The sequence below is a fragment of the Variovorax sp. RCC_210 genome, assembly GCF_041355175.1.
GTDB lineage: Bacteria > Pseudomonadota > Gammaproteobacteria > Burkholderiales > Burkholderiaceae_C > Variovorax.
On sequence record NZ_JBFUPJ010000001.1, the window covers coordinates 1,557,905 to 1,579,700 of the forward strand.

General features: G+C 68.4%; 23 protein-coding genes. 16 read left to right on the forward strand and 7 right to left on the reverse strand.

Annotation, left to right across the window (positions count from 1 at the left end; genetic code table 11):
* Positions 1 to 99: 99 nt before the first annotated feature.
* Genes AB6807_RS07340 through AB6807_RS07365 form a run of 6 tightly spaced genes read left to right on the forward strand, consistent with a single transcriptional unit; the run spans position 100 to position 3,587 of the window.
* Positions 100 to 666, forward strand: a complete 567-nt coding sequence (locus AB6807_RS07340) for an RNA polymerase sigma factor (RefSeq protein WP_116907437.1) — start codon at positions 100 to 102, stop codon at positions 664 to 666.
* Positions 663 to 1,088: a DUF3619 family protein gene (locus AB6807_RS07345; protein ID WP_116907436.1), complete on the forward strand. Its 426-nt coding sequence runs from the start codon at positions 663 to 665 to the stop codon at positions 1,086 to 1,088. The genes AB6807_RS07340 and AB6807_RS07345 overlap by 4 nt, the downstream gene beginning before the upstream one ends.
* Positions 1,089 to 1,120: 32 nt before the next feature.
* Positions 1,121 to 1,969 (forward strand): DUF3106 domain-containing protein, encoded by an 849-nt coding sequence (locus AB6807_RS07350; protein ID WP_371084041.1) that lies wholly within the window; start codon positions 1,121 to 1,123, stop codon positions 1,967 to 1,969.
* 13 nt (positions 1,970 to 1,982) lie between these two features.
* Positions 1,983 to 2,558: an RDD family protein gene (locus AB6807_RS07355; protein ID WP_116907434.1), complete on the forward strand. Its 576-nt coding sequence runs from the start codon at positions 1,983 to 1,985 to the stop codon at positions 2,556 to 2,558.
* Positions 2,555 to 2,965 (forward strand): diacylglycerol kinase, encoded by a 411-nt coding sequence (locus AB6807_RS07360; protein WP_116907433.1) that lies wholly within the window; start codon positions 2,555 to 2,557, stop codon positions 2,963 to 2,965. Before AB6807_RS07355 ends, AB6807_RS07360 begins: the two co-directional genes overlap by 4 nt.
* A gap of 31 nt (positions 2,966 to 2,996) precedes the next feature.
* Entirely contained in the window at positions 2,997 to 3,587 is a 591-nt protein-coding gene (locus tag AB6807_RS07365; protein WP_371084042.1) for a TIGR00730 family Rossman fold protein, read from the forward strand.
* Between the two features lie 45 nt (positions 3,588 to 3,632).
* Here the strand turns inward: AB6807_RS07365 and AB6807_RS07370 are convergent, their stop codons facing one another.
* Complete coding sequence (locus tag AB6807_RS07370; RefSeq protein ID WP_116907431.1) at positions 3,633 to 3,971, reverse strand: P-II family nitrogen regulator; 339 nt, start codon at positions 3,969 to 3,971, stop codon at positions 3,633 to 3,635.
* Positions 3,968 to 5,665 (reverse strand): NAD+ synthase, encoded by a 1,698-nt coding sequence (locus AB6807_RS07375; RefSeq protein WP_371084043.1) that lies wholly within the window; start codon positions 5,663 to 5,665, stop codon positions 3,968 to 3,970. The genes AB6807_RS07370 and AB6807_RS07375 overlap by 4 nt, the downstream gene beginning before the upstream one ends.
* A 19-nt stretch (positions 5,666 to 5,684) precedes the next feature.
* Here AB6807_RS07375 and AB6807_RS07380 point away from each other — a divergent pair, with 19 nt between their 5' ends.
* Both AB6807_RS07380 and AB6807_RS07385 read left to right on the forward strand, forming a co-directional pair.
* Complete coding sequence (locus AB6807_RS07380) at positions 5,685 to 6,848, forward strand: GNAT family N-acetyltransferase (protein ID WP_371084044.1); 1,164 nt, start codon at positions 5,685 to 5,687, stop codon at positions 6,846 to 6,848.
* Between the two features lie 90 nt (positions 6,849 to 6,938).
* The gene (locus AB6807_RS07385) at positions 6,939 to 7,691 is read left to right on the forward strand and encodes a hypothetical protein (protein ID WP_371084045.1); all 753 of its coding nucleotides are present in this window, start codon (positions 6,939 to 6,941) and stop codon (positions 7,689 to 7,691) included.
* A gap of 81 nt (positions 7,692 to 7,772) precedes the next feature.
* On the opposite strand, the gene ppa is transcribed toward AB6807_RS07385, so the two are convergent.
* Positions 7,773 to 8,300 carry an inorganic diphosphatase gene (gene ppa / locus AB6807_RS07390; RefSeq protein WP_116907427.1) on the reverse strand — a complete coding sequence of 176 codons (528 nt, stop codon included), beginning with the start codon at positions 8,298 to 8,300 and terminating at the stop codon, positions 7,773 to 7,775.
* Between the two features lie 254 nt (positions 8,301 to 8,554).
* Here ppa and AB6807_RS07395 point away from each other — a divergent pair, with 254 nt between their 5' ends.
* The 7 genes from AB6807_RS07395 (at position 8,555) to AB6807_RS07425 (ending at position 18,707) form a co-directional block, all read left to right on the forward strand.
* Positions 8,555 to 11,113, forward strand: a complete 2,559-nt coding sequence (locus AB6807_RS07395; RefSeq protein WP_371084046.1) for a sodium-translocating pyrophosphatase — start codon at positions 8,555 to 8,557, stop codon at positions 11,111 to 11,113.
* A gap of 63 nt (positions 11,114 to 11,176) precedes the next feature.
* Positions 11,177 to 13,078, forward strand: a complete 1,902-nt coding sequence (locus tag AB6807_RS07400) for a YhgE/Pip family protein (RefSeq protein ID WP_371084047.1) — start codon at positions 11,177 to 11,179, stop codon at positions 13,076 to 13,078.
* A gap of 52 nt (positions 13,079 to 13,130) precedes the next feature.
* Positions 13,131 to 13,883: a MerR family transcriptional regulator gene (locus AB6807_RS07405; protein ID WP_371084048.1), complete on the forward strand. Its 753-nt coding sequence runs from the start codon at positions 13,131 to 13,133 to the stop codon at positions 13,881 to 13,883.
* 4 nt (positions 13,884 to 13,887) lie between these two features.
* Complete coding sequence (locus AB6807_RS07410; RefSeq protein WP_371084049.1) at positions 13,888 to 15,345, forward strand: TolC family protein; 1,458 nt, start codon at positions 13,888 to 13,890, stop codon at positions 15,343 to 15,345.
* Complete coding sequence (locus tag AB6807_RS07415) at positions 15,345 to 16,349, forward strand: HlyD family secretion protein (RefSeq protein ID WP_371084050.1); 1,005 nt, start codon at positions 15,345 to 15,347, stop codon at positions 16,347 to 16,349. The genes AB6807_RS07410 and AB6807_RS07415 overlap by 1 nt, the downstream gene beginning before the upstream one ends.
* A gap of 22 nt (positions 16,350 to 16,371) precedes the next feature.
* Positions 16,372 to 17,556 (forward strand): ABC transporter permease, encoded by a 1,185-nt coding sequence (locus AB6807_RS07420; RefSeq protein WP_371084051.1) that lies wholly within the window; start codon positions 16,372 to 16,374, stop codon positions 17,554 to 17,556.
* Entirely contained in the window at positions 17,556 to 18,707 is a 1,152-nt protein-coding gene (locus AB6807_RS07425) for an ABC transporter permease (protein WP_371084052.1), read from the forward strand. The genes AB6807_RS07420 and AB6807_RS07425 overlap by 1 nt, the downstream gene beginning before the upstream one ends.
* Here AB6807_RS07425 and AB6807_RS07430 read toward each other — a convergent pair.
* On the reverse strand, positions 18,704 to 19,336 hold the full coding sequence (locus AB6807_RS07430; RefSeq protein WP_116907422.1) for a TetR/AcrR family transcriptional regulator: 633 nt from the start codon (positions 19,334 to 19,336) through the stop codon (positions 18,704 to 18,706). The two genes, AB6807_RS07425 and AB6807_RS07430, sit on opposite strands and share 4 nt — an antisense overlap.
* 143 nt (positions 19,337 to 19,479) lie before the next feature.
* Between AB6807_RS07430 and AB6807_RS07435 the strand changes: the two genes are divergently transcribed.
* On the forward strand, positions 19,480 to 20,331 hold the full coding sequence (locus AB6807_RS07435; protein ID WP_371084053.1) for a metal-dependent hydrolase: 852 nt from the start codon (positions 19,480 to 19,482) through the stop codon (positions 20,329 to 20,331).
* A 10-nt stretch (positions 20,332 to 20,341) separates the two neighbouring features.
* Here the strand turns inward: AB6807_RS07435 and AB6807_RS07440 are convergent, their stop codons facing one another.
* The 3 genes from AB6807_RS07440 to AB6807_RS07450 form a co-directional block, all read right to left on the reverse strand.
* The gene (locus AB6807_RS07440) at positions 20,342 to 20,929 is read right to left on the reverse strand and encodes a hypothetical protein (protein WP_116907420.1); all 588 of its coding nucleotides are present in this window, start codon (positions 20,927 to 20,929) and stop codon (positions 20,342 to 20,344) included.
* Positions 20,930 to 21,199: 270 nt separating this feature from the next.
* Entirely contained in the window at positions 21,200 to 21,430 is a 231-nt protein-coding gene (locus AB6807_RS07445; RefSeq protein WP_116907419.1) for a hypothetical protein, read from the reverse strand.
* A complete protein-coding gene (locus tag AB6807_RS07450; RefSeq protein WP_116907418.1) occupies positions 21,417 to 21,788 on the reverse strand; it encodes a hypothetical protein in 372 nt (123 codons plus the stop codon). Before AB6807_RS07450 ends, AB6807_RS07445 begins: the two co-directional genes overlap by 14 nt.
* Positions 21,789 to 21,796 lie beyond the last annotated feature (8 nt).

Consider the following 21,796-nt stretch of genomic DNA (forward strand, 5'->3'; position numbering starts at 1 on the left):
CAGCTGGCTTGTAAAGCGACAAAGGCATAATTCGCGGCGATAAACCTACGCGATCGCTAGACCTCCTTCCCACGCGGCGCCCCCTGCGCCCCTTCTCGCTTGGCCACTGAACAAGAACTCTCCGACTTCCTGAAAAGCGTCGAACGACGCGCTTTCAAGCGCTCGGTCTATCACGTGCGGGATGAAGAAGCGGCACTCGACATCGTGCAGGACAGCATGATGAAGCTGGCGCAGCACTACGGCGACAAGCCCGCGGAAGAGCTGCCGATGCTGTTCCAGCGCATCCTGTCGAACTGCACGCTCGACTGGTTCCGCCGCCAGAAGACCCGCCGCGCGCTTTTCTCCAACCTCAGCGATTTCGATTCGGTCGACGACGACGGAGATTTCGACCTGCTGGAGAACTTCGTTTCGCCGACCGACTCTAGGGAATCGGAGAGCGCCGAAGACACGACCCGCCGCGCCCAAGTCTTCCACGAGATCGAAGAGCAGATCGCAGCTTTGCCGGGCCGTCAACGCGAGGCTTTCCTGATGCGTTACTGGGAGGAAATGGACGTCGCAGAGACGGCCGCCGCAATGGGCTGCTCCGAAGGCAGCGTCAAAACCCATTGCTCGCGAGCCGTTCACGCTCTGAGCAAGGCGCTCAAGGCCAAGGGAATATCGCTATGAACACGAAGGTTTCGATCACATCATCCACCGCCGCCGAAGACGACTTCGGCCAGCGCGTGACCGCCCGCCTGTCGGCCGGCAACCGCGAGTTGCCGCACGACATCGGTGAGCGACTGCGCGTGGCGCGCGCCCAGGCCGTGGCCGCGCGCAAGCTGGCCCCGCAGCTGCGAACCGCGCCCGTGGTGGTGCAGGCGGGCCACACGGCCACGCTCGGCGGCAGCTGGTGGACGCGCATCGGTTCGGTGGTGCCCCTGATTGCACTCGTGGCCGGTCTCATCACCATCAGCGTGATGCAGGACGACGACCGTGCCAGCGAACTGGCCGAGGTCGACTCCGCCCTGCTGACCGGCGACCTGCCCCCTGCCGCCTACACGGACCCCGGTTTCGCCCAATTCCTGAAGGCCGACAGCGCCTCCGACTGAATCTTTACCGCCTGAAATCCTTCACCGACCGAATGCGACGCCGTTCCACCTCCAGCGCGAACACACCCCGCCCGACGCGCCCGCTCCAGGCGGGCGCCGTCGTTTGGGCGAGCGCGCTAGCAGTCGCCGCCTTCGGCCTGACGCTCGCCAGCGCCCAACCGCAAACGCAATCTCACGCCGAATCGGGCAAGTCCACTGGCGGCTCTGCAACAAGCGCGTCCGCCCCGGGCAGCAGTCCGAAAGCCGTTTCGACGACCAAGCCGCTCTGGAGCGAGCTCACCGCCGAGCAACAACAGGCGCTGAAGCCCCTGAGCGTCCACTGGAACACCCTGAACGTCGGCCAGAAGAAGAAGTGGCTGGCCCTGTCGCGCAACTTTTCCAGCATGTCGGCCGACGACCAGGGCACGCTGCACAGCCGAATGATCGAATGGGCCGCGCTGAGCAACCAGCAACGCACGCAGGCCCGCCTGAACTTCGCCGAGGTCAAGCGCATTCCCGCCGACGAGCGCAAGGCCAAGTGGGAGCAATACCAGGCCTTGAGCGAGGAAGAAAAGCGCAAGCTCGCCGAGCGCGCCCCGGCCAAGCCACGCGGCGCCGCCGTGCCCGTGCGGCCCGTTTCGGCGCAGAAGCTCGTGCCCGTGCCGGCCGTCACGCCCGGTGGGCAGCACACACCCCGCATCCTGCTGGCACCGCCAGCGCCGCTGGCCGCACCGGCCGCGGTCATGGTGGCTTCGCCGCCCGAGCGCACCACGGCCCCCGGCGCCACGCCAGCCGTCTCCATCGTGCCTGCCGCGCCTGCGCCGTCCAACGTGACGTCGCCGCCGGTTCCGGCCGAAGCGCAGGTGCCCGCGCCGGCCGACGCGCCCTCCTCGTCTCCCTGACCCCAAGGTTCCGATGGTTTCCAGCTCTCCCGAGGCCTCGGGGCCCGATCAGCCTGCCTCGCCCGTCGCAACTGCAACCACCGCTCCTGTTTCGATAGCCCCTGTCGCCCCCGGCATCTGGCGTCGCATGGCTTGCTGGCTCTACGAGGGCATGCTGCTGTTCGCCGTGGTGTTCGTCTCGGGCTGGCTGTTCAGCACGCTGGGCCAGATGCGCGACGCCATGGACGAGCGGCGCCACCTTTTCCAGGCTTTTCTTTTCGTGGTTTTCGGCGTGTACTTCGTCTGGTTCTGGACCAAGGGCCAGACCCTTGCCATGAAAACCTGGAACATCCGCATCGTCGACCTGCACGGCCGCCCCGTGACCCAGCGCCGCGCGCTGGCGCGCTACCTGCTGAGCTGGATCTGGTTCCTGCCGCCGCTGGCCGCCATGGCCCCCTTCAAGCTGTCGGGCGGCGAATCGACCGTGCTGATCTTCGGCTGGGTCGCGGTCTGGGCCTTGCTTGCACGTTTTCACCCCGAGCGCCAGTTCTGGCACGACGCCTGGGCCGGTACGCGGCTCATCACCTCCCAACCGATGAGTCGCCGATGAGTGCCTTGCCCAAGAAACTGCCCGATCCCGCCGTCAACCCGCAGAAAGCGCGCAAGGGCTTCGAACGCGTCTTCCATGCCACGCTGATCTCGCTGCAGGGCCTGCGCGCGGGCTGGAGCGAGCCTGCGTTCAGGCAGGAAGCGATCCTGTCGATCGTCATGATCCCGGTGTCGTTCTGGCTGGGCCGCAGCTGGGTCGAGGTGGCGCTGCTCGCGGGCAGCGCCATCCTGGTGATGATCGTGGAGCTCCTCAACACCGCCGTCGAGGCCGCCATCGACCGCATCGGCCCCGAGTGGCACGACCTCTCCAAGCGCGCCAAGGACATGGGCAGCGCCGCGGTGCTGCTGTCGCTCACGCTGTGCGGGGGCATCTGGCTGACCGCGCTGTGGCAACGCTTCCTGTCATGAGAAGGCATGCCGCCTGCGGCATGATGGCGGCATGAATCCTGAATTTTCGATCTGTGTGTATTGCGGCTCGCGCCCCGGCGAGCGCCCCGAGTTTTCCCAGGCCGCGCAAGCGGTCGGCCAATGGATCGGCCAGCACCGCGGCCAGCTGGTCTACGGCGGCGGGCGCACCGGCCTGATGGGCACGGTGGCCGAGGCCACCCGCACCGCCGGCGGCCGCGTCGTCGGCATCATTCCCAAGGCCCTGGTCGACAAGGAACTGGCCAACCCGCTGTGCGACGAGCTGCACGTGGTCGACACCATGCACGAGCGCAAGGCCATGATGGGCGAACGCGCCGACGCCTTCGTGGCCCTGCCGGGCGGCATCGGCACCTTCGAGGAACTGTTCGAGATCTGGACCTGGCGCCAGCTCGGCTACCACGACAAGCCGACCGGCATCCTGAACACCGCCGGCTACTACGACGGCTTGCTGGGCTTCCTGGCGCACAGCGTGCGCGAGGGCTTCATGGGCGATTGGCAGATGAAGCTGATTCGCACCGGCACGGAGCCAACCGAACTGCTCAGCGCGTTGCGCGCCGAAGTGCCCCTGCATCCACGGGAAGACAGGCTGTCGGAAAACCTCTGACGCTGCCCCCGAAAAAAAGCCCCCGTCGCCGGGGGCTTTTTTGTTTCAGACCGCGTTTTCGTTCTCTTCGCCGGTGCGGATGCGCACGATGCGGTCCACGCTGGTGACGAAGATCTTGCCGTCGCCGATCTTTCCGGTGCGTGCGGAACTGACGATGGCTTCGATGCAGCGCTCCACATCGGCCTCGTTCACGACCACCTCGACCTTCATCTTGGGCAGGAAGTCGACCACGTATTCGGCGCCGCGGTACAGCTCGGTGTGTCCCTTCTGTCGGCCGAAGCCCTTGACCTCGGTGACGGTCAGGCCGGTGACGCCCACTTCGGCCAAGGCCTCGCGCACGTCCTCGAGCTTGAAGGGTTTGACGATGGCGGTGATCTGCTTCATGGTTTTTGTGCTCCGGCGGTTTCGTTGAATTTGCTGGTGATAGGGTAACGCCAATCCTTGCCGAAGCTTCGATGGGTGACCCGGATGCCTACCGGCGCCTGGCGCCGCTTGTATTCGTTGATCCTGATGAGCCGCGCAACCCGCTCGACCACCGCGCGGTCATAACCCGCCGCGATGATCTCGTCGATGCCCTCGTCGTCCTGCATGTAGCGTGCCAGGATTCCGTCGAGGATGTCGTAGGGCGGCAGGCTGTCCTGGTCGGTCTGGTCGGGCCGAAGCTCGGCGCTGGGCGGCCGGGTGATGATGCGCTCGGGAATGGGTTGCGAGCCCGTGCCGTACGGGTCGTGGGCGTTGCGCCAGCGGGCCAGCGCGAAGACCGTGGTCTTCAGCAGGTCCTTGATGACCGCGAAGCCGCCCGCCATGTCGCCGTACAGCGTGCAGTAGCCGGTGGCCATTTCGCTCTTGTTGCCCGTGGTGAGCACGATGGCGCCGAACTTGTTCGACAGCGCCATCAGCAGCGTGCCGCGAATGCGGGCCTGGATGTTTTCCTCCGCCGTGTCCTCGGGCCGGCCCTTGAATTCCCCGGCCAGCGCGCCCTTGAACGACTCGAAGGTGTCCTTGATGGAAATCTCGTCGTAGCGCACGCCCAGCCGGGCGGCCATGTCGCGCGCGTCGATCCAGCTGATGTCCGCGGTGTAGGGCGACGGCATCATCACCGCGCGCACCTTGTCCTTGCCCAGTGCATCGACCGCGATGGCAAGCACCAATGCGGAGTCGATGCCGCCTGAAAGCCCCAGGATGGCGCCCGGAAATCCGTTCTTGCCGATGTAGTCGCGCACGCCCAGCACCAGCGCGTCCCACAGCTGGGCCTCGGCGTCGCGCGGGGCGGCGATGCCGGTGGGCGCCGCCACGAACCCGACCGTGCCCTGCCCCGTGCGCTCCAGCTGCGCGAACAGCAGCCGCTCCTGGAAGCTCTCGGCCTGCATGGCGACGGCGCCATCGGCCTGCAGCGCGAAGGAAGCGCCGTCGAACACCACCTCGTCCTGCCCACCGACCAGGTGCGCATAGACCAGCGGCAGGCCCGCGGCCCGCGCCCGCTCGGCCATGCGCGCGACGCGCTCGCCCTCCTTGCCGACGTGGTACGGCGAGGCATTGATCACCGCCAGCACCTCGGCGCCGCCTTCGCGGGCCAGCTCGGCCGGCTGGTCGAACCAGGCGTCCTCGCAGATCAGCAGGCCGACCGAGACACCGCCCGCTTCGAACACGCAGGTGCCCTGCCCCGGCGTGAAGTAGCGGCGCTCGTCGAACACCTGGTAGTTGGGCAGCTCGCGCTTGGCGTAGGTCTCGAGGATGCGGCCCTCCTTGATGACACTGGCCGCGTTGTGGCGCAGCTGCACCGCCACGGAGCGGCTGCGCAGGCTGCCGCCGGTCGGATGCCCCACCACCACGACCATGTCTTTGAGGTCGGCCAAAGCGGCGGCAATGCCTTTCACGGCATCATCACAGGCCTCGGTGAAGGCGGGACGGAGGAACAGGTCCTCCGCCGCGTAGCCGGCAATCGAGAGTTCGGGCGTCAACAGCAGGCGCGCGCCCTGGGCATGGGCCTGGCGCGCGGCGTCGACGATCTTCTTCGCGTTGCCGACGAGGTCGCCCACCACAAAATTGAGTTGCGCGATGGCGAGCTTGAGCGTCATACAGAAGGAAGAAAAAGGCTTGAACGATTATGTCATTCGGGTTCTGTCGTCGCCGTCGGACGTGAGCGCGCAAGCCTGGAACGCGCTGCTCGCGGCGCAGGCCGAGCCCTCGCCTTTCATGCGCCACGAATACCTCGTGGCACTGAACGACAGCCGCAGCGCCACGCCCGAAAGCGGATGGATGCCGCAGTTCGTCACGCTGTGGCAAGGCGACGAGTTGCACGCGGCGTGCCCGTTCTACATCAAGGACCATTCGTACGGCGAGTACGTGTTCGACTGGGCCTGGGCCAACGCCTACGAGCAGCACGGCCTGGCTTACTACCCCAAGGCCGTGGTCGCGGTGCCGTTCACGCCCGTGCCCGGCACGCGGCTGCTGGCGCGCGACGCGGCCAGCCGCACGCTGCTGGTGCAGGGCCTGGTGGCGCTGTGCAAGCAGGAAGAGCTGTCGTCGCTGCACCTGCTGTTCGGCGCCGAGGCCGACATTGCCGCCTGCACCGAGGCCGGGCTCATGCTGCGCAACACGGTGCAGTTCCACTGGACGAACGCGGGCTACGCCCACTTCGACGCCTTTCTCGCCAGCCTGTCGCACGACAAGCGCAAGAAGATCCGGCAGGAGCGCCGCAAGGTGGCCGACGCGGGCGTGAGCTTTCGGTGGTCGCGCGGCGCCGACATTTCAAAGGCCGATTGGGACTTCTTCTACCGCTGCTACGAGCGCACCTACCGCGAGCACGGCAACCCGCCCTACCTCACGCGCGACTTCTTCCGGCGCATGGCCGCCACGATGCCCGAGGCCTGGCTGCTGTTCGTGGCCGAGCGCGACGGCAAGCCGATGGCCGCCAGCCTGATCGCCCTGTCGACCGAGCCCGACGCGCCGCTGGTGGCCTATGGCCGCTACTGGGGCGCGCTGGAGCGGGTCGACTGCCTGCACTTCGAGGCCTGCTACTACCAGCCGCTGGCCTGGTGCATCGAGCACGGTGCCGCCCGCTTCGAAGGCGGTGCCCAGGGCGAGCACAAGATGGCGCGGGCGTTGATGCCGGTGAAGACCACCAGCGCCCACTGGCTGGCCCACCCGTCGTTCGCCGACGCGGTCGAGCGCTTCCTGGAGCGCGAGGGCGAGGGCATCGAGAACTACATGGACCACCTGGGCGAGCGCAGCCCGTTCAAGTCCGCCGGACCGTCCTGACGGTTTCGACCGCCCTTTTCCCGTCTGTACCGTGCCATTCGGGGCTGCTATAAACGCGCCCGAATCCACAACAACACAGAGGGAAAACGAATGCCGTTCATCGGACTGGGGCTGCACGTCCTCATCGCGCTGTTCTTCGCCGTGCATGCCATGCGGCATGGCAAGCAGATGTACTGGCTGATCATTCTTTTCAGCTTTCCGCTGCTCGGCAGCGTCGTGTACTTCGTGGTCGAGTACCTGCCCGCCTCGCGCATGCAGCGCACCGCCGGCAAGGTGGCCAGCGCGGCCATCGGCTTCATCGACCCCGAGCGCGAATACCGCGCCGCCGCCGACGCCTACGACCTCGCGCCCACCGCCCAGAACAAGCTGCGCCTGGCCAAGGCCGCGCTCGACCGGGGCCAGGCCGCCGATGCCGTGGGCCACTATCGTGATGCGCTGAAGGGCCCGCTCGCGTCCGACCCCGAACTGCAGTTCGGCCTCGCCAGCGCCCTGCTCGCCGCGGGCGGCCCCGCCGCGGGCCGCGAAGCCCTGCAGGCGCTGCAGGCCCTGCGTGCATCGCGCGACGACTACCGCCGCGACGAGGTCGCCGTGCTCACGGCCCGCGCGCTCGCCGCCGACGGCCGGCAACAGGAGGCACGCGAAGCCTTCGACAACGCGCTGAGCCAATACAACACGGTCGAGGCCCGCGCCCGCTACATCGCGTGGCTGGCAGAACAAGGGGATGCCACGGGCGCGAAACGCCAGTGGGACGAGCTCCAGCAGGCGGCGCGCCACTGGAACTCGCACGCGCGATCGGTCAATCGCGAGTGGATGCGGCTGGCCTCGGACGCGGTCCGGGCCTGAGCCGCAGGTCCGGGGGGCATTGGCATCGGCATTGCGCGCAGTGCCCCCGGACGCTGCCTCACGGCAGCAACAAATGACTTCTTACTTCTGGTACGCGGCGATGCCGTCCAGGATTTCCTTCTTGGCCGACTCGATGCCTTCCCAGCCCAGCACCTTGACCCACTTGCCGGCTTCCAGGTCCTTGTAGTGCTCGAAGAAGTGGCTGATGGCCTTCAGGCGCATCGGGTTCACGTCGTCCACCGACTTCCAGTGGCTGTAGATCGGCAGCACCTTGTCGGTGGGCACGGCCAGCACCTTGCCGTCCACGCCGGCTTCGTCTTCCATCATCAGGATGCCCAGGGGGCGGCACGGCACCACCACGCCCGGCAGCAGCGGGTACGGCGCGATCACCAGTACGTCGACCGGGTCGCCGTCGCCCGACAGGGTCTGCGGCACGTAGCCGTAGTTGGCCGGGTAGTACATGGCCGTCGTCATGAAGCGGTCGACGAAGATCGCGCCCGATTCCTTGTCGACTTCGTACTTGATCGGGTCGGCGTTCATCGGGATTTCGATCACGACGTTGAAGGCATCGGGGACGTTCTTGCCGGGGGAAACTTTGTCGAAGGACATGACGTTTTTCGAGTAGTTGAAAAGTATGAGAAGGATGGGGACAAACCCGGAGTTTACTTTCCGTGTCACCGGACGGTCGCACGCGAGCGCGTTTTTGCCTGTAAATTGCAACCGTTGGCCAATCGGCTCCGCACCCCCGGTGCAGTGAGCTTCGAGGAAGCAACGCGGCGGAAAACATGTCCCGTACGCGTTGCACGCAGGGTCCATGGTGTCCGTCTCCACAAGTCTTAAACGAACGAATGGAGAAGCAAAGCATGATCGGCAACACCCCCTTGATACTGGCCATCGTCTGCGGCCTCGTAGCCGTGGCCTACGGTTTCTGGGCCCGAAGTTGGATCCTGGCGAAAGACCCCGGCAACGCCCGCATGCAGGAGATTGCGGCGGCCATCCAGGCCGGTGCCTCCGCCTACCTCGCCAAGCAGTACAGCACCATCGCCATCGTGGGCGTGGTGCTGGCCATCCTCATCGCGATCTTTCTCGACCTGACCACCGCCGTTGGCTTCGTGGTGGGCGCGGTGCTCTCGGGCGCCTGCGGCTTCATCGGCATGAACGTGTCGGTGCGCGCCAACGTGCGCACCGCGCAGGCAGCCACGCACGGCATCGGCCCGGCGCTGGACGTCGCCTTTCGCGGCGGCGCCATCACCGGCATGCTGGTGGTGGGCCTGGGCCTCCTGGGCGTGTCGATCTTCTACTGGTTCCTGGCCAGCGCCGGCGTGCCGGCCGGCCAGAGCCTGGCGGGGCTGCTCAACCCGCTGATCGGCTTTGCCTTCGGCTCCTCGCTCATCTCGATCTTCGCGCGGCTGGGCGGCGGCATCTTCACCAAGGGCGCCGACGTCGGTGCCGACCTGGTGGGCAAGGTCGAGGCCGGCATTCCTGAAGACGACCCGCGCAACCCCGCCGTCATCGCCGACAACGTGGGCGACAACGTGGGCGACTGCGCCGGCATGGCCGCCGACCTTTTCGAAACCTACGCCGTGACGCTCATCGCCACCATGGTGCTGGGCGCGCTCATGGTCACCGCAGCGCCCACCAACGCGGTGCTGTACCCGTTGGCGCTGGGCGGCGTGTCGATCATCGCGTCGATCATCGGCTGCTTCTTCGTGAAGGCGTCGCCGGGCATGGTCAACGTGATGCCGGCGCTCTACAAGGGGCTGGCGGTAGCAGGCGTTCTGTCGCTCATCGCGTTCTGGTTCGTCACGAGCTGGTTGATTCCCGACAACGCCATCGCGCCCAGCGGGAGCCAGCTGAAGCTGTTCGGCGCCTGCTTCGTGGGCCTGGCGCTGACGGCCGCGCTGGTGTGGATCACCGAGTACTACACCGGCACCCAGTACAAGCCCGTGCAGCACATCGCGCAGGCCTCCACCACGGGCCACGGCACCAACATCATCGCGGGCCTGGGCGTGTCGATGCGCTCCACCGCGTGGCCGGTGATCTTCGTGTGCATCGCCATCCTGGCGTCGTATTCGCTGGCCGGGCTGTTCGGCATCGCGGTGGCCGCCACGTCGATGCTGAGCATGGCCGGCATCGTGGTCGCGCTGGACGCCTACGGCCCCATCACCGACAACGCCGGCGGCATCGCCGAAATGAGCGACCTGCCCGCCAGCGTGCGCGCCGTGACCGACCCGCTGGACGCGGTCGGCAACACCACCAAGGCCGTGACCAAGGGCTACGCCATCGGCTCCGCCGGCCTGGCCTCGCTGGTGCTCTTTGCCGACTACACCCACAAGCTGGAGAGCTTCGGGCTGGCCATCAGCTTCAACCTGAGCGACCCGATGGTGATCGTGGGGCTGTTCATCGGCGGGCTCATTCCCTACCTGTTCGGCGCCATGGCCATGGAGGCCGTGGGCCGCGCGGCCGGCGCGGTGGTGGAAGAAGTGCGCCGCCAGTTCCGCGAGATTCCCGGGATCATGGAAGGCACCGGCAAGCCCGAGTACGGCAAGGCCGTGGGCATGCTGACCGGCGCGGCCATCAAGGAAATGATGATCCCGTCGCTGCTGCCCGTGCTGGTGCCCATCGTGGTGGGGCTGGTGCTGGGGCCGAAGGCGCTGGGCGGGCTGCTGATGGGCACCATCGTCACCGGCCTGTTCGTGGCCATCTCGATGTGCACCGGCGGCGGCGCGTGGGACAACGCCAAGAAGTACATCGAGGACGGCCACTTCGGCGGCAAGGGCAGCGAGACGCACAAGGCCGCCGTCACCGGCGACACGGTGGGCGACCCCTACAAGGACACCGCCGGCCCGGCCGTGAACCCGCTGATCAAGATCATCAACATCGTGGCGCTGCTCATCGTGCCGCTGGTGGTGAAGTTCCACGCCGGCGATGCTGCGGCGGCCGCGCCGACGAAGATCGAGACACCGCCGGCAGCCATGGCGCCCGCGGCCATGGCACCTGCTGCACCTGCTGCACCTGCTACACCTGCTGCGCCTGCCACGCCATCCACGCCTGCGGCCGTTGTCGCCGCGGGGGCCGTGTCCGCGGTGGAAGCGGCTGCAGTGAAGGTCGAGAACGGCGTCGTCAAGTTCTACTTCGCCAGCGCCAGCTCCGAAGTGGCGCCCAACGCCAAGGAGGCGCTGGCCGACGTCATCAAGGCCGTGCAAAGCGGCAGCACCGTGCTGGTGAGCGGCTACCACGACGCCAGCGGCGACCCGGCCAAGAACGCCGAGCTGGCCAAGCAGCGTGCCATGGCCGTGAGCGACGCCTTGAAGGCGGCCGGCGCGCCCGAAGACAAGATCGAGCTGGCCAAGCCCGAGCAGTCGCAGGCCGACGGCCCGCCGTCGGAGGCGCGCCGGGTCGAGGTCAAGGTCAAGCCCTGACCCGCGAGGGCGGGCCTGTCGCCAGGGCGCTTCGAACACATCCGCCCCGAACACGCCCGCCCCATGCGATACCTCCACGCCCTCTTCGCCGGCACCTGGGCCATCGCACGGGCCGAACTGGCGATCGTGCGGCGCTTTCCGCGCATCCTGCTGGCCGTGGTGGCGGTGGGCGTGGTGCCGGCCATCTATGCGCTGATCTACCTCACCAGCGTGTGGGACCCGGCGGGCCACACCGCCGACCTGCCGGCGGCCATCGTGAACCAGGACCGGGGCGTGACCTACATGGCGCACTCGGTGAACGTGGGCGAAGAGCTCACGCGCACCCTGCTCGAAAAGCGCGCCTTCGGCTTTCGCACCATGACCGACCCCGAGGCCGCGCGCGCCGAGGTGCGGCGCGGCACGCTCGCCTTCGCCCTGCTGATTCCGGCCGACTTCAGCGCCAATGCCGTGCCCGGCACGCAGCGCGGCGCGGGCCAGCTGGTGGTCTACACATCGGAGGGCAACAACTACAGCTCGGCCGGCCTGGCCCGGCGCTTCGCGGGCGAGCTGGGCCACCAGGTGAACGAGATGCTCAACGAGCAGCGCTGGGGCCTGGTGCTGAACGCCGCCGCCGGCTCGCAGCAGCGGCTGGAGCAGCTCAAGCAGGCGCTGCTGCAGCTGCGCGACGGCAGCCAGGCGCTGGCCAACGGCGCCATCCAGTACAGCGCCGCGGCTCAGCAGGTGGGGCGCGGCTTCAAGCAGGTGAACGGCGGCATCCGCACCATCCAGTCGAAGCTGCCGGCCGATGCCGACCTTCATGCGCTGAAGTCGGGCGCGCAGCAGTTGAGCGCGGGTCAGCGCGAGCTGGGCAGCGGGCTCGCGCAGATCGGCGACGGGCTCGACCAGCTGGGCACCGGTGCCGGCCAGCTGGGCGACGGCGCGCGAAAGATGCAGAAGGAGTCCGCCGACATTCCCTTCGTGGGCGACCGGCTCGCCCGGGGCGCCGGTGAACTGGCCGCGGGCGCCGACAAGCTGCGCGGCGGCCTCGGGCAGGCCCAGTCCGCGATGACGCAGGCCGAGGACGGCAACAGGAAGCTGGTGACCGGCGCCACGGGCCTCGAGGGTGGCGTCGGCAAGCTCACCGACGGCATGGGCGCGCTGTCGGCCGGCATCCGCACCATGGCCGGCAAGCTGCCCGAAGACCGCAAGCTCGACGAGTTCGTGCAGGGCGGCACGCAGCTGTCGCAAGGGGCGCAGCGCCTGCTGACCGGCGTGCGCACCATCGAAGCCGCCCTGCCCGCCTCCATCACCCGCATCGAGGGCAGCGCCTCGGGCCTGGCGGATTCGGTGGAGCCCAAGGTCGAGGTGGTGGCGCCGGTGGCCAACAACGGCAGCGCCTTCGTGCCCAACATGGTGTCGGTGGCGCTGTGGATCGGCGCGGTGATGGCCGGCTACCTGTTCAACATGCGCATCGTGCTGACCGACCACACGCACTACCCCAAGCTGGCGAAGACGCTGGGCAAGATCACCATGCCCGCGCTCATCGTGCTGCTGCAGGTGGCGCTGGTGCTGGCCACGCTGCTGGGCGTGCTGCAGGTGCAGGCGCCGCGCGTGGGGGCGCTGGCGCTCACCATGGTGCTGGCGTCGCTGGTGTTCCTGGTGGTGCTGTTCGCCATCCTGCATGTGTTCGGCGACTTCGGCCGCATCCTGACGGTGCTGCTGCTCACGCTGCAGCTGTCGGCCGGCGGCGGCGTGCTGCCGGTGGAGCTGTCGGCGGGCTTCTTTCGCGACGTGCACAGCTGGCTGCCCTTCAGCTGGGTGGTGCAGGCCTTTCGCGCGGTGATGTTCGGCGCCTTCGACAACGGATGGGCGCATGCCTGTGGCGTGGTGCTGCTGTCGGGCGCGGTGGCCGTGGGGCTGATGGCGCTGTTCGGCAAGTGGAAGGAAGTGCTGCCGGCCGACTACAAGCCGACCATCCAGGTCTGAGGGCCGGGGTTTGATCGATGTGACATTCACGATGTAACATTCGGCCCGTCACATGAACACCGTCACCGTCACACCTGCAACCAAGGCCGCTACGACCGCCACGGCCGCGACGCAAGACCTCTCCATCGAGCGGCTGGCGGCCAGCACGGGCGTCACGGTGCGCAACATTCGCGCGTACACCACGGCCGGCCTGCTGCCGCCGCCGGTGCTGCGCGGCCGCCTGGGCCTGTACGGCGACGAGCACGCGCAGCGCCTGGCGCTGATCCGCGAACTGCGCGACCAGGGCTTCGGCATCGAGGCCATCCGCCGCATCTTCACGCGCGCGCCGGCTTCTTCGTGGCCCGACCTGGTGGCGGTGGCGCGCTCGGTGTCGGGCAGCCTGTTCGCCGAGGAGACCCCGGTGGTCGTCTCGGCCAAGGTGCTCGCCGCCAAGTGGAAGGGCCAGATGACACCCGCCCTGCTCGCGCGCGCCACCAAGGCCGGCCTGATGCGCGAGCTGCCCGACGGCAAGGTGCAGATGCTGAGCCCCGCGCTCGGCCAGGTGGCCGAGCAGCTCGCCGCGCTCGGCCTGCCGCTGGACCAGGTCATCGGCATGCAGGAGACCATGGCGCGCACGCTGCGCACGGTGGCGCGCCACTGGCTGCGCACGCTGGCCGACAGCCTGCTGAGCGGCGACGCCCTCGATGCCGAGCGCCTGGCGCAGCTGCTCGAAAAGGCGCGCCCGCTCGCCACCGGCGCGGTGCAGGCCGCGTTCCCCGTGATCCTGCAGCAGGAGCTCGACGCCCTGCTGCGCAAGGCAGCCTGAAACGATGCAACGACCTCGCCACGCCCTCCTTCCTTCGCTGCTCCTGCTGCCGACCCTGCTCGGCATCGGCGCGCCGGGCTTTGCACAGACCCAAGCGCAAACGCAAGTGCAGATGCAGCCCCGCGCCGATTCCCTCTCCCTGAGCTTCGACGCGGCCCGCGCCCGCATGGTCGACCGCTCCGACAAGCTCGCCGCCGCGCGCGCGGCGGTCGAGGCCAAAGAGCTGCAGGGCGAAGGCGTGAAGGGCCTGGGCGGGCCGGTGGTCAGCATCTCGGGCCTGGCCTATGCGTACAACGCCAACCTGAACCTCGACCTCGATCCGCTCAACCAGAAGCTGGGGCAGATCGGCTCGGCGCTGCCTACGTCGATCCAGAACGTCATCTCTCGCGTGCCGATTCCGCAGCTGCCCAACAGCTACACGCTGAACCGGCACGACACCGGCGCCAACACCTCGATCTCGGCCGTGTGGCCGCTCTACGTGGGCGGCGCGACCGACGCGGTGCGCGGCTTCGTGTCGGCGCAAACGCGCGAGGCCCAGGCCGACGCCGAGCAGGCCGGCCACGAGGTCGACACGCTGCTGGTACAGCGCTACTTCGGCGCGCAGCTCGCGCAGCGCGCGGCCACGCTGCGCGCGCAGGCCGAGCGCACCATCGCCCAGCACGACGCGGCGGCGCAGAAGATGCTCGCGGCCGGCGTCATCTCGCGCGTCGAGCGGCTGCAGGCCAGCGCGGCCTACGAAGAGGCGCGCCGCAATGCACGCAAGGCCGAAGACGACGCGGCCCTCGCCGCCGTGGCGCTCGCGCGCACGGTGCGCGCCGACGGCAGCGTGGCGCCGCAGACGCCGCTCTTCGTCATCAGCACGCCGGTGGAGCCGCTGGGCTACTTCATCGATTCGGCGCTCACGCGCCATCCCGGCCTGGGCAAGGTCGCGGCCAAGAAGTCGCAGGCCGAGCAGTTGCACGAAGGCGAAGAGGCGCTGCGCCGGCCGCAGGTCATCGCCTTCGGCACGCGCGAGCTCAAGAGCGGCAACGCCGACTGGGTGGCCGGCATCGGCGTGCGCTGGACGCTGTACGACTCGGTCGACCGCAGCGCGCTGTCGGCCTCCTCGCTCAAGCAGATCGAGCAGGCCGAGCGCACCGATGCGCAGGCGCGCAGCGACATCTCGCTGCTGGTCGAGCGCAACTGGCGCGCGCTGGAAAACGCGCGGCGCCAGTACATGGAGATGAAGGCCTCGGTCGAGCTGGCGCAGGAGGTGGTCAGGCTGCGCATGTCGGGGCTGCGCGAAGGCACGAGCACCACGCTCGACCTGATCGACGCCGAGACCAACCAGGCCAAGGTGCTGACCGAACGCGCCCAGGCCGCCAACGACTACGTGCAGGCGCTGGCCCAGTTGCTCGAGAGCGCGGGCATTTCCGACAGGTTTTCCGACTACATCGCACGTGCCGACGTGAAGGTGAATTGATGATGAGTGCCAAGAGCCGACAACTGATCGCGATTTTTGCCGGCCTGCTCGTGCTGGCGGTGCTGGTGTGGGGCTTCTGGCGCGCGTCGCAGCCCGCGCCCGAGGTGTTCCAGGGCCAGATGGAAGCACGCGAGACCGACGTGGCCGGCAAGGTGACCGCGCGCGTGGCCGAGGTGCTGGTGAAGGAAGGCGACCGCATCCAGGCCGGTGCGGTGCTGGTGCGCATGGACAGCCCCGAGGTGCGCGCCAAGCTCGCGCAGGCGACCGCCGCCGAACAGGCCGCGCAGGCCGTGGCCGACAAGGCGCAGAACGGCGCACGGCCGCAAGAGGTCGAGATGGCGCGCATGCAGTGGCAGCGCGCGGAAACCGCCGCGCAGCTCGCGCAGACCTCGTTCCGCCGCGTCGACGGGCTGGCGCGCGAAGGCCTGGTGGCCGACCAGAAGCGCGACGAGGCCGAAGCCAACTGGAAGGCCTCGCGCGACGCCGCCATCGCGGCCAAGGCGCAGTACGACATGGCGCGCAGCGGCGCCCGCCCCGAAGACAGGGCCGCCGCCAGCGCGCAGGCCCGCCAGGTGGCCGGCGTGGTGGCCGAGGCCGAGGCCGCCAAGGCCGAGACCGAGCTGCGCAGCCCCGTCGGCGGCGAGGTGGCCAAGGTGCTGGCCAAGGTGGGCGAGCTGTCGCCCCAGGGCGTGGCGGTGGTCACCGTGGTCGACCTGAACGACCAGTGGGTGGTGCTGAACGTGCGCGAAGACCGGCTCTCGCGCTTCGCGGTCGGCAGCGAGTTCGACGCGCGGCTGCCGGCGCTGGCCAACCGCGACGAGAAGCTCGACGGCCGGCCGCGCGCGCGCTTCAAGGTCTACTACAGCGCCGCCCTGCCCGACTTCGCCACCTGGCGCGCCACGCGCGGCGGTGCCGGTTTCGACGTGCGCACCTTCGAGGTCCGCGCGCGGCCGCTGCAGCCCATCGAGGGCGCGCGCCCCGGCATGAGCGTGCTGGTGAACTGAGCCCGCAAGGCCCGCTCGCACCATGAGCCTCCGCGGCTTTTCCGTAGCCAGCGCACGGCGCGAATTCGCGCTGCTGCGCACGCGCCCCTGGGACCTGGCCATGGTCTCGTGGGTGCCGCTGCTCGCGGTGCTGCTGATCTGGTGGATCTTCTCGGCCGGCCTGCCCGAGCGCCTGCCGATCGGGGTGCTCGACCAGGACCATTCCTCGCTGTCGCGCCAGCTGGTGCGCTTTCTGGACGCCACGCCCGGCCTGCGTGTGGTGCAGGAGTTCAGCGACGAAGGCGAGATGGCGCGCGCGCTCACCAGCGGCGCGGTCGACGCCGCGGTGCAACTGCCGCGCGAGCTGAGCCGGGACGTGAAGCAGGGCCGCGTCGGCCAGGTCGTGCTGCTGCACAACGCGCAACTGGGCACGCATTCGAGCCTCATACAGCGCGACGTGCGCACGGCCGTGGCCACGGTGTCGGGCGGCGTCGAGCTCGCGGTGCGCAACAAGCGCGGCGAGTCGATGCGCGCGGCGCGCGTCAGCATGGAACCCATCAAGGCGAGCATGGTCGCGCTGTTCAACACCTCGACCGACTACGAGCAGTTCCTGGGCGCCGCGCTGATTCCGGCGGTGCTGCACATCCTGGCGATGACCGCCGGCGCCTGGGCGGTGGGCCGCGAGCTGCGCGACCGCAGCATCGGCGCGTGGCTGGGCGCCGCACCGCGCTGGCACGAGGCACTGGCCGCGCTGGCGGGCAAGCTGGCGCTGCCGTTCGCGAGCCTGTCGGCGGTGGCGGTCGCGGCCATGCTGTGGATCACGGCCGGGCGTGGCTGGCACCCGGTCGGCTCGCTCGGCTGGACGCTGATTGCGCTGGTGGTGTTCATCGCGCTGTCGATCGCGCTCGGCGCGTTCGTGTCGGGCCTCACGCGCTCGCTGCGCACCGCGCTCTCGGCCACGGGCTTCATCACGGCGCCGGCGTTCGCGTTCGGCGGGGTGGGCTTTCCGCTGGTGGCCATGCCGTTCTTCGCGCAGCTGTGGGCCACCCTGCTGCCCTACACCCACTACATCCGCGTGCAGATGGAGCAGTTGCAGATGGGCGCGCCGGTGGCGTATTCGGTGGCGACGCCGCTGTGGATGGTGCTGGGCACCGCCGTGCTGCTGGCCGCGACGGCGGCGGCATTGGTGCGCGCCGCCAAGTCACCCGACAGCTGGGGCGCGCGCTGATGACCGACGACCGCCTCCACCTCGGCGCCGCATGGCGCGACACCGCGCTGGCGGTGCTGCGCGACAAGGGCGTGCTGCTGATCATGCTGCTCGCGCCCATCATCTACGGCTTCTTCTATCCGTGGCCCTACGGCACGCAGGCGGTCACACGCGTGCCGGTGGCAGTGGTCGACCAGGACCGCAGTTCGCTGTCGCGGCAGGTCGCGCGCTTTGCCATGGCCAACCCGCGGCTGGACGTGCGCATGGTCACCGCCGACGTGCACGAGGCACAGCAGGCGCTGTGGCGCGGCGAGATCGAAGGCTATGCGCTGCTGCCGGCCGACCTGAAGCGCGACGTGCTGCGCGGCACCTCGGCGGTGGTCACCATCGAGGGCAATGGGGCGTACGCGCTGCTGAACAAGGCGGTGCTCTACGGCTTTTCGGAGGCCGTGGGCACGGTGTCGGCGGGTGTGGAAATTCGCAAGCTGCAGGCCGGCGGCCAGGGCGCGGTGCAGGCGGCGCGCAGCCGCAGCCCGCTGAACACGCAACTGGTCGCGCTGTTCAACCCGACCGAGGGCTACGGCAGCTACGTGGTGCCGGCGGTGGCGCTGCTCATCCTGCAGCAGACGTTGCTGATGGGCGCCGCCATGCTCGCGGGCACCTGGGCCGAGGCCGGGCGGCTGCGCGCGGCAATGGGGGCGTGGCTGGGGCGGCTGGGCGCGCTCTCGGGGTTCGGCTTCTTGAGCGGGCTTTTCTATTTCGGCTGGGTGTTCTTCCTGCAGGACTATCCGCGCGGCGGCAACCCGTGGGGGGCACTGGTGCTGCTGGCGTTCTACGTGCCGGCGATCTGCACGGTCGGGCTACTGCTGGGCTGCTGGTTCCGCGACCGCGAGCGGGCGCTGCAGGTGCTGCTGTTCACCGCCTTGCCGATGGCGTTTCTCTCGGGGTTCTCCTGGCCCGTGGAGGCACTGCCGGGGCCGCTGCAGGCCCTGCGATGGCTCTTTCCGAGCACGGCGGGCATCCAGGCCTCGCTGCGGCTCAACCAGATGGGCGCACCGCTGCACGACGTGCTGCCCTATCTCGGCGTGCTGCTGGCGTTGACGCTCGCCGGGCTGCTGACGCTCTGGGCGGCGGCCAGGCCGCGCCGCATCGCCAGCACAACGCGCGCCTAGCGCCGGCTTTCCGCCGCCACCGCGCGCACCAGCCGCGTGGCGGGCGCGACCAGCTCGCGCAGGTCGCCGGCACGGTCCTGCTCAATGGCCTGCAGCACCAGCTCATTGATGCCGCCCACCACGGTCATCGCCATTTCGCTGGTCAGGTGCACCGCGGGGCCCTGCCCTTCGCCGCCGCTGCTGTTGATGGCGACCTGGATGAAATTGGCGATTTCGTCGTTCACCCGGCGCCGCACCACGAGGCCCGGCATGCCCAGGCCCAATATCTCGACGAATAGCGTGCGCAGCAGCACCGGGTCTTGCGCGAGGTAGTCGAAGTAGGCGGTCATGGCCTGCTCGACCTGCGCGTGCCAGGGCTGCACCGGGTCGAAGGCCTCGCTCACTGCCTGCAGGGCGAGGCGGCTGGCGGTCTCGTAGAGCGCGATCAGGCACTCGGTCTTGGTGCTGAAGTGTTCGTAGAAGGTGCGGCGCGACACGGCGGCCTCGCGCACGATGTCGGCAATGGTGGTCTCGGCGTAGCCCTTGGCGGCCACGGCGTGCGCCATGCCCTGCAGCAGGCGCGAGTAGTGCTCGCTGCCGGGGCCGTCGGCGGATTTCGAGGGCGCTGGTTTGTCGATGGTTTCGCTCATGAACCGCACATTTTCCTACGTCTCGGTACTTGACAGTACCAATTCACAATTGCAATATGGAGGCAGCCGGTACGAGGCTGTACCAACCCGAGTCGTACCGATCTTTCTCTGCCGCATCCGCGCACTTTTCGAGGCCTGATTTCATGACCGAACTCGTTGTCCGCCGCCTGCTCATCGACCTGCAATCGCCCTTTGCCCGCAACTGGTGTGGCGGCGACGCATTTTCGAGCGCTTTCTTCAATGCCCTGTCGATGAGCTTCCCCTTCGGCGAGCAGTTCTTCATCGACGCCGTCCGCGACGCGGTCGCCACGCTGCCGCCCGAGGCGCAAGACAGGCATCGTGCCGAGGTGCGCGGCTTCATCGGGCAGGAGGCGACGCACCGGCGCATTCATTCGCTCTTCAACAACCACCTGGCCAGCCAGGGCCTGGTGGACGGCTGGACCGAGCGCGCCAGCAAGCGCATGACGCTGATGGAAAACGCCGATCCGCGCCATGCGCTGGCGGTGACTGCGGCCACCGAGCACTTCACGGCGATGTTCGCCGAGTGGCTGCTGGCGCATCCGCAAATTCTCGACGGCGCCGAGCCCCGGCTGCGCACCATGTGGCTGTGGCACAGCGCGGAAGAGCTGGAGCACAAGAGCGTGGCCTTCGACATCTACAAGGCCGCGGGCGGCTCCGACGAATGGCGCAAGCGCTGGTTCCGCCGCGTGACCCTGATGTTTCTCGGCGACCTGATGCGCCAGACCGTCGACAACCTGCGCCACGAGAAGCAACTGTGGAAATGGTCGACCTGGAAGAGCGCCGCGCGCATCCTGCTGAGCCGCGATGGCCTGCTGCGCGGCAACGTCGCCGGCTGGCGCAGCTACCTGCGCGCCGACTTTCATCCGGCGCAGCAGGACAGCACGCTGTCGGAACGCTGGCTTGTGGACAACCGGGCGCAGTACACGCCGGTGGGCGCGGCGGCGGAACCCAGCGCCGCGGCTTCGGCGGCGTAGTGCCCGCAGCTCAGTAGAAGCTGGCGCGGTGCGGCGCACCCTTGGCCGCTGGCTGAGGTTCGGGGCGCAGCGACAGGTCGTGCAGCGTGTCGAAGTCGGACGGGGCGTCCGGCACCCGCATGACCACTTCCAGCTCGTGCATCGACGCGACCCAGCGGCCGGCCGGCGATTCGGCCGGCTCGTCGTTGGCGAACACGCCGTCGCGGATGTAGAAGACCTCGCCTTCCGGGCGCTCGGCGTGCAGCTCGAGCAGGCGGGCAATCGAGAAGTTGTACGTCACCAACTTCTCGCGCGTCTTGCGGTCCTTGCCACCGCAGTTGAACGAGCCTTCGGCGGCGATCACGATGCAGGAGCCGTCCACGCCCCCGTCCGCCTCGATCTCGTTGCCCGAGCGCCAGATGGCGTTCGGCACGCGCACGCGGACCTTGTCGATGACCAGGTCGCGTTGTTTATTGAGGCTGCCCAGTGGCGGCACCAGCGAGCGCAGCTGGCGCAAGCGCTCGGCAAAGTTGTCGTCCATCAGGAATTCGACATGGTGCGTGGCGCTGCCGGACGAGCGCTTGACCACCTGCATGATGACCGGACGCGGTTTAGCCATGGCTGAACCCCTTTGCAAGCGTTGAAATCCATGTCCCGCACGGGGCGTCGATGACGTGGCTGCAATTCATTGGGAATCGACTACAAATTAGAACTTTGGAGTAAATGCAATTTCGTGCATCATTTGTTTCTAACTGTATAGCTATTGCAGCCGCTGTGGAAGCCAATCCGTGACTTTATGCACACGGATATGTCGCCAAAACGTCTCCCGAACGTGCTAGCAGGTTACCCCGTCAGTGGCGGGGTTCCAACACCTGCCGCTGACCTGTGCCTACTCGAGCGATTCGTCGAGTGCCTTGCACGAAGGCGCGCACACGGTCTGGGACTTCCCCAGCACCTGGCGGGTGCGCAGCTGCGAGCGCACGCGGTGCTTGCCGCACATGAAGCACGACATGGTCGCGCCGCTGAACGACGCGGAGGCACGGAACGGGGAGCCCGGTGCCTTGGTCTTGTAGCGCAGCCCGTCCGCCACCACTGCCGTCTTCACTTCACCCTTCGCCATGCGTCTTGTCCTTGCTGGTCGGTTCGGCACGGCGCATGGCGCGTGCAATGGCTTCGCGGGCGCTGAATTCAGCGGCCAGCGAAGCGTCGAGCGCCGAGCGGCAAAGCCCGGCGTGCTGGTAATTGAGGTTTTCGTACACCTCGGCCGCGGCCGGATAGGCATCGAGCAGGCGGCCGAGTTCGGCCCCCTGTTCGACATCTTCGAACTCGTGCACCAGATGCTCGACGACAGAGCGGTACTGCTCGGCGCCGACGGGCACTGGGCTGTGCTCGAGTTTTTCCAGCAGTTGAGCCAGTACATGGGTCACTGCCAGATCGGTCTTGGGAGACGGATTATCGGTGGTGTTCATGAGTTCCATCTGGGGGC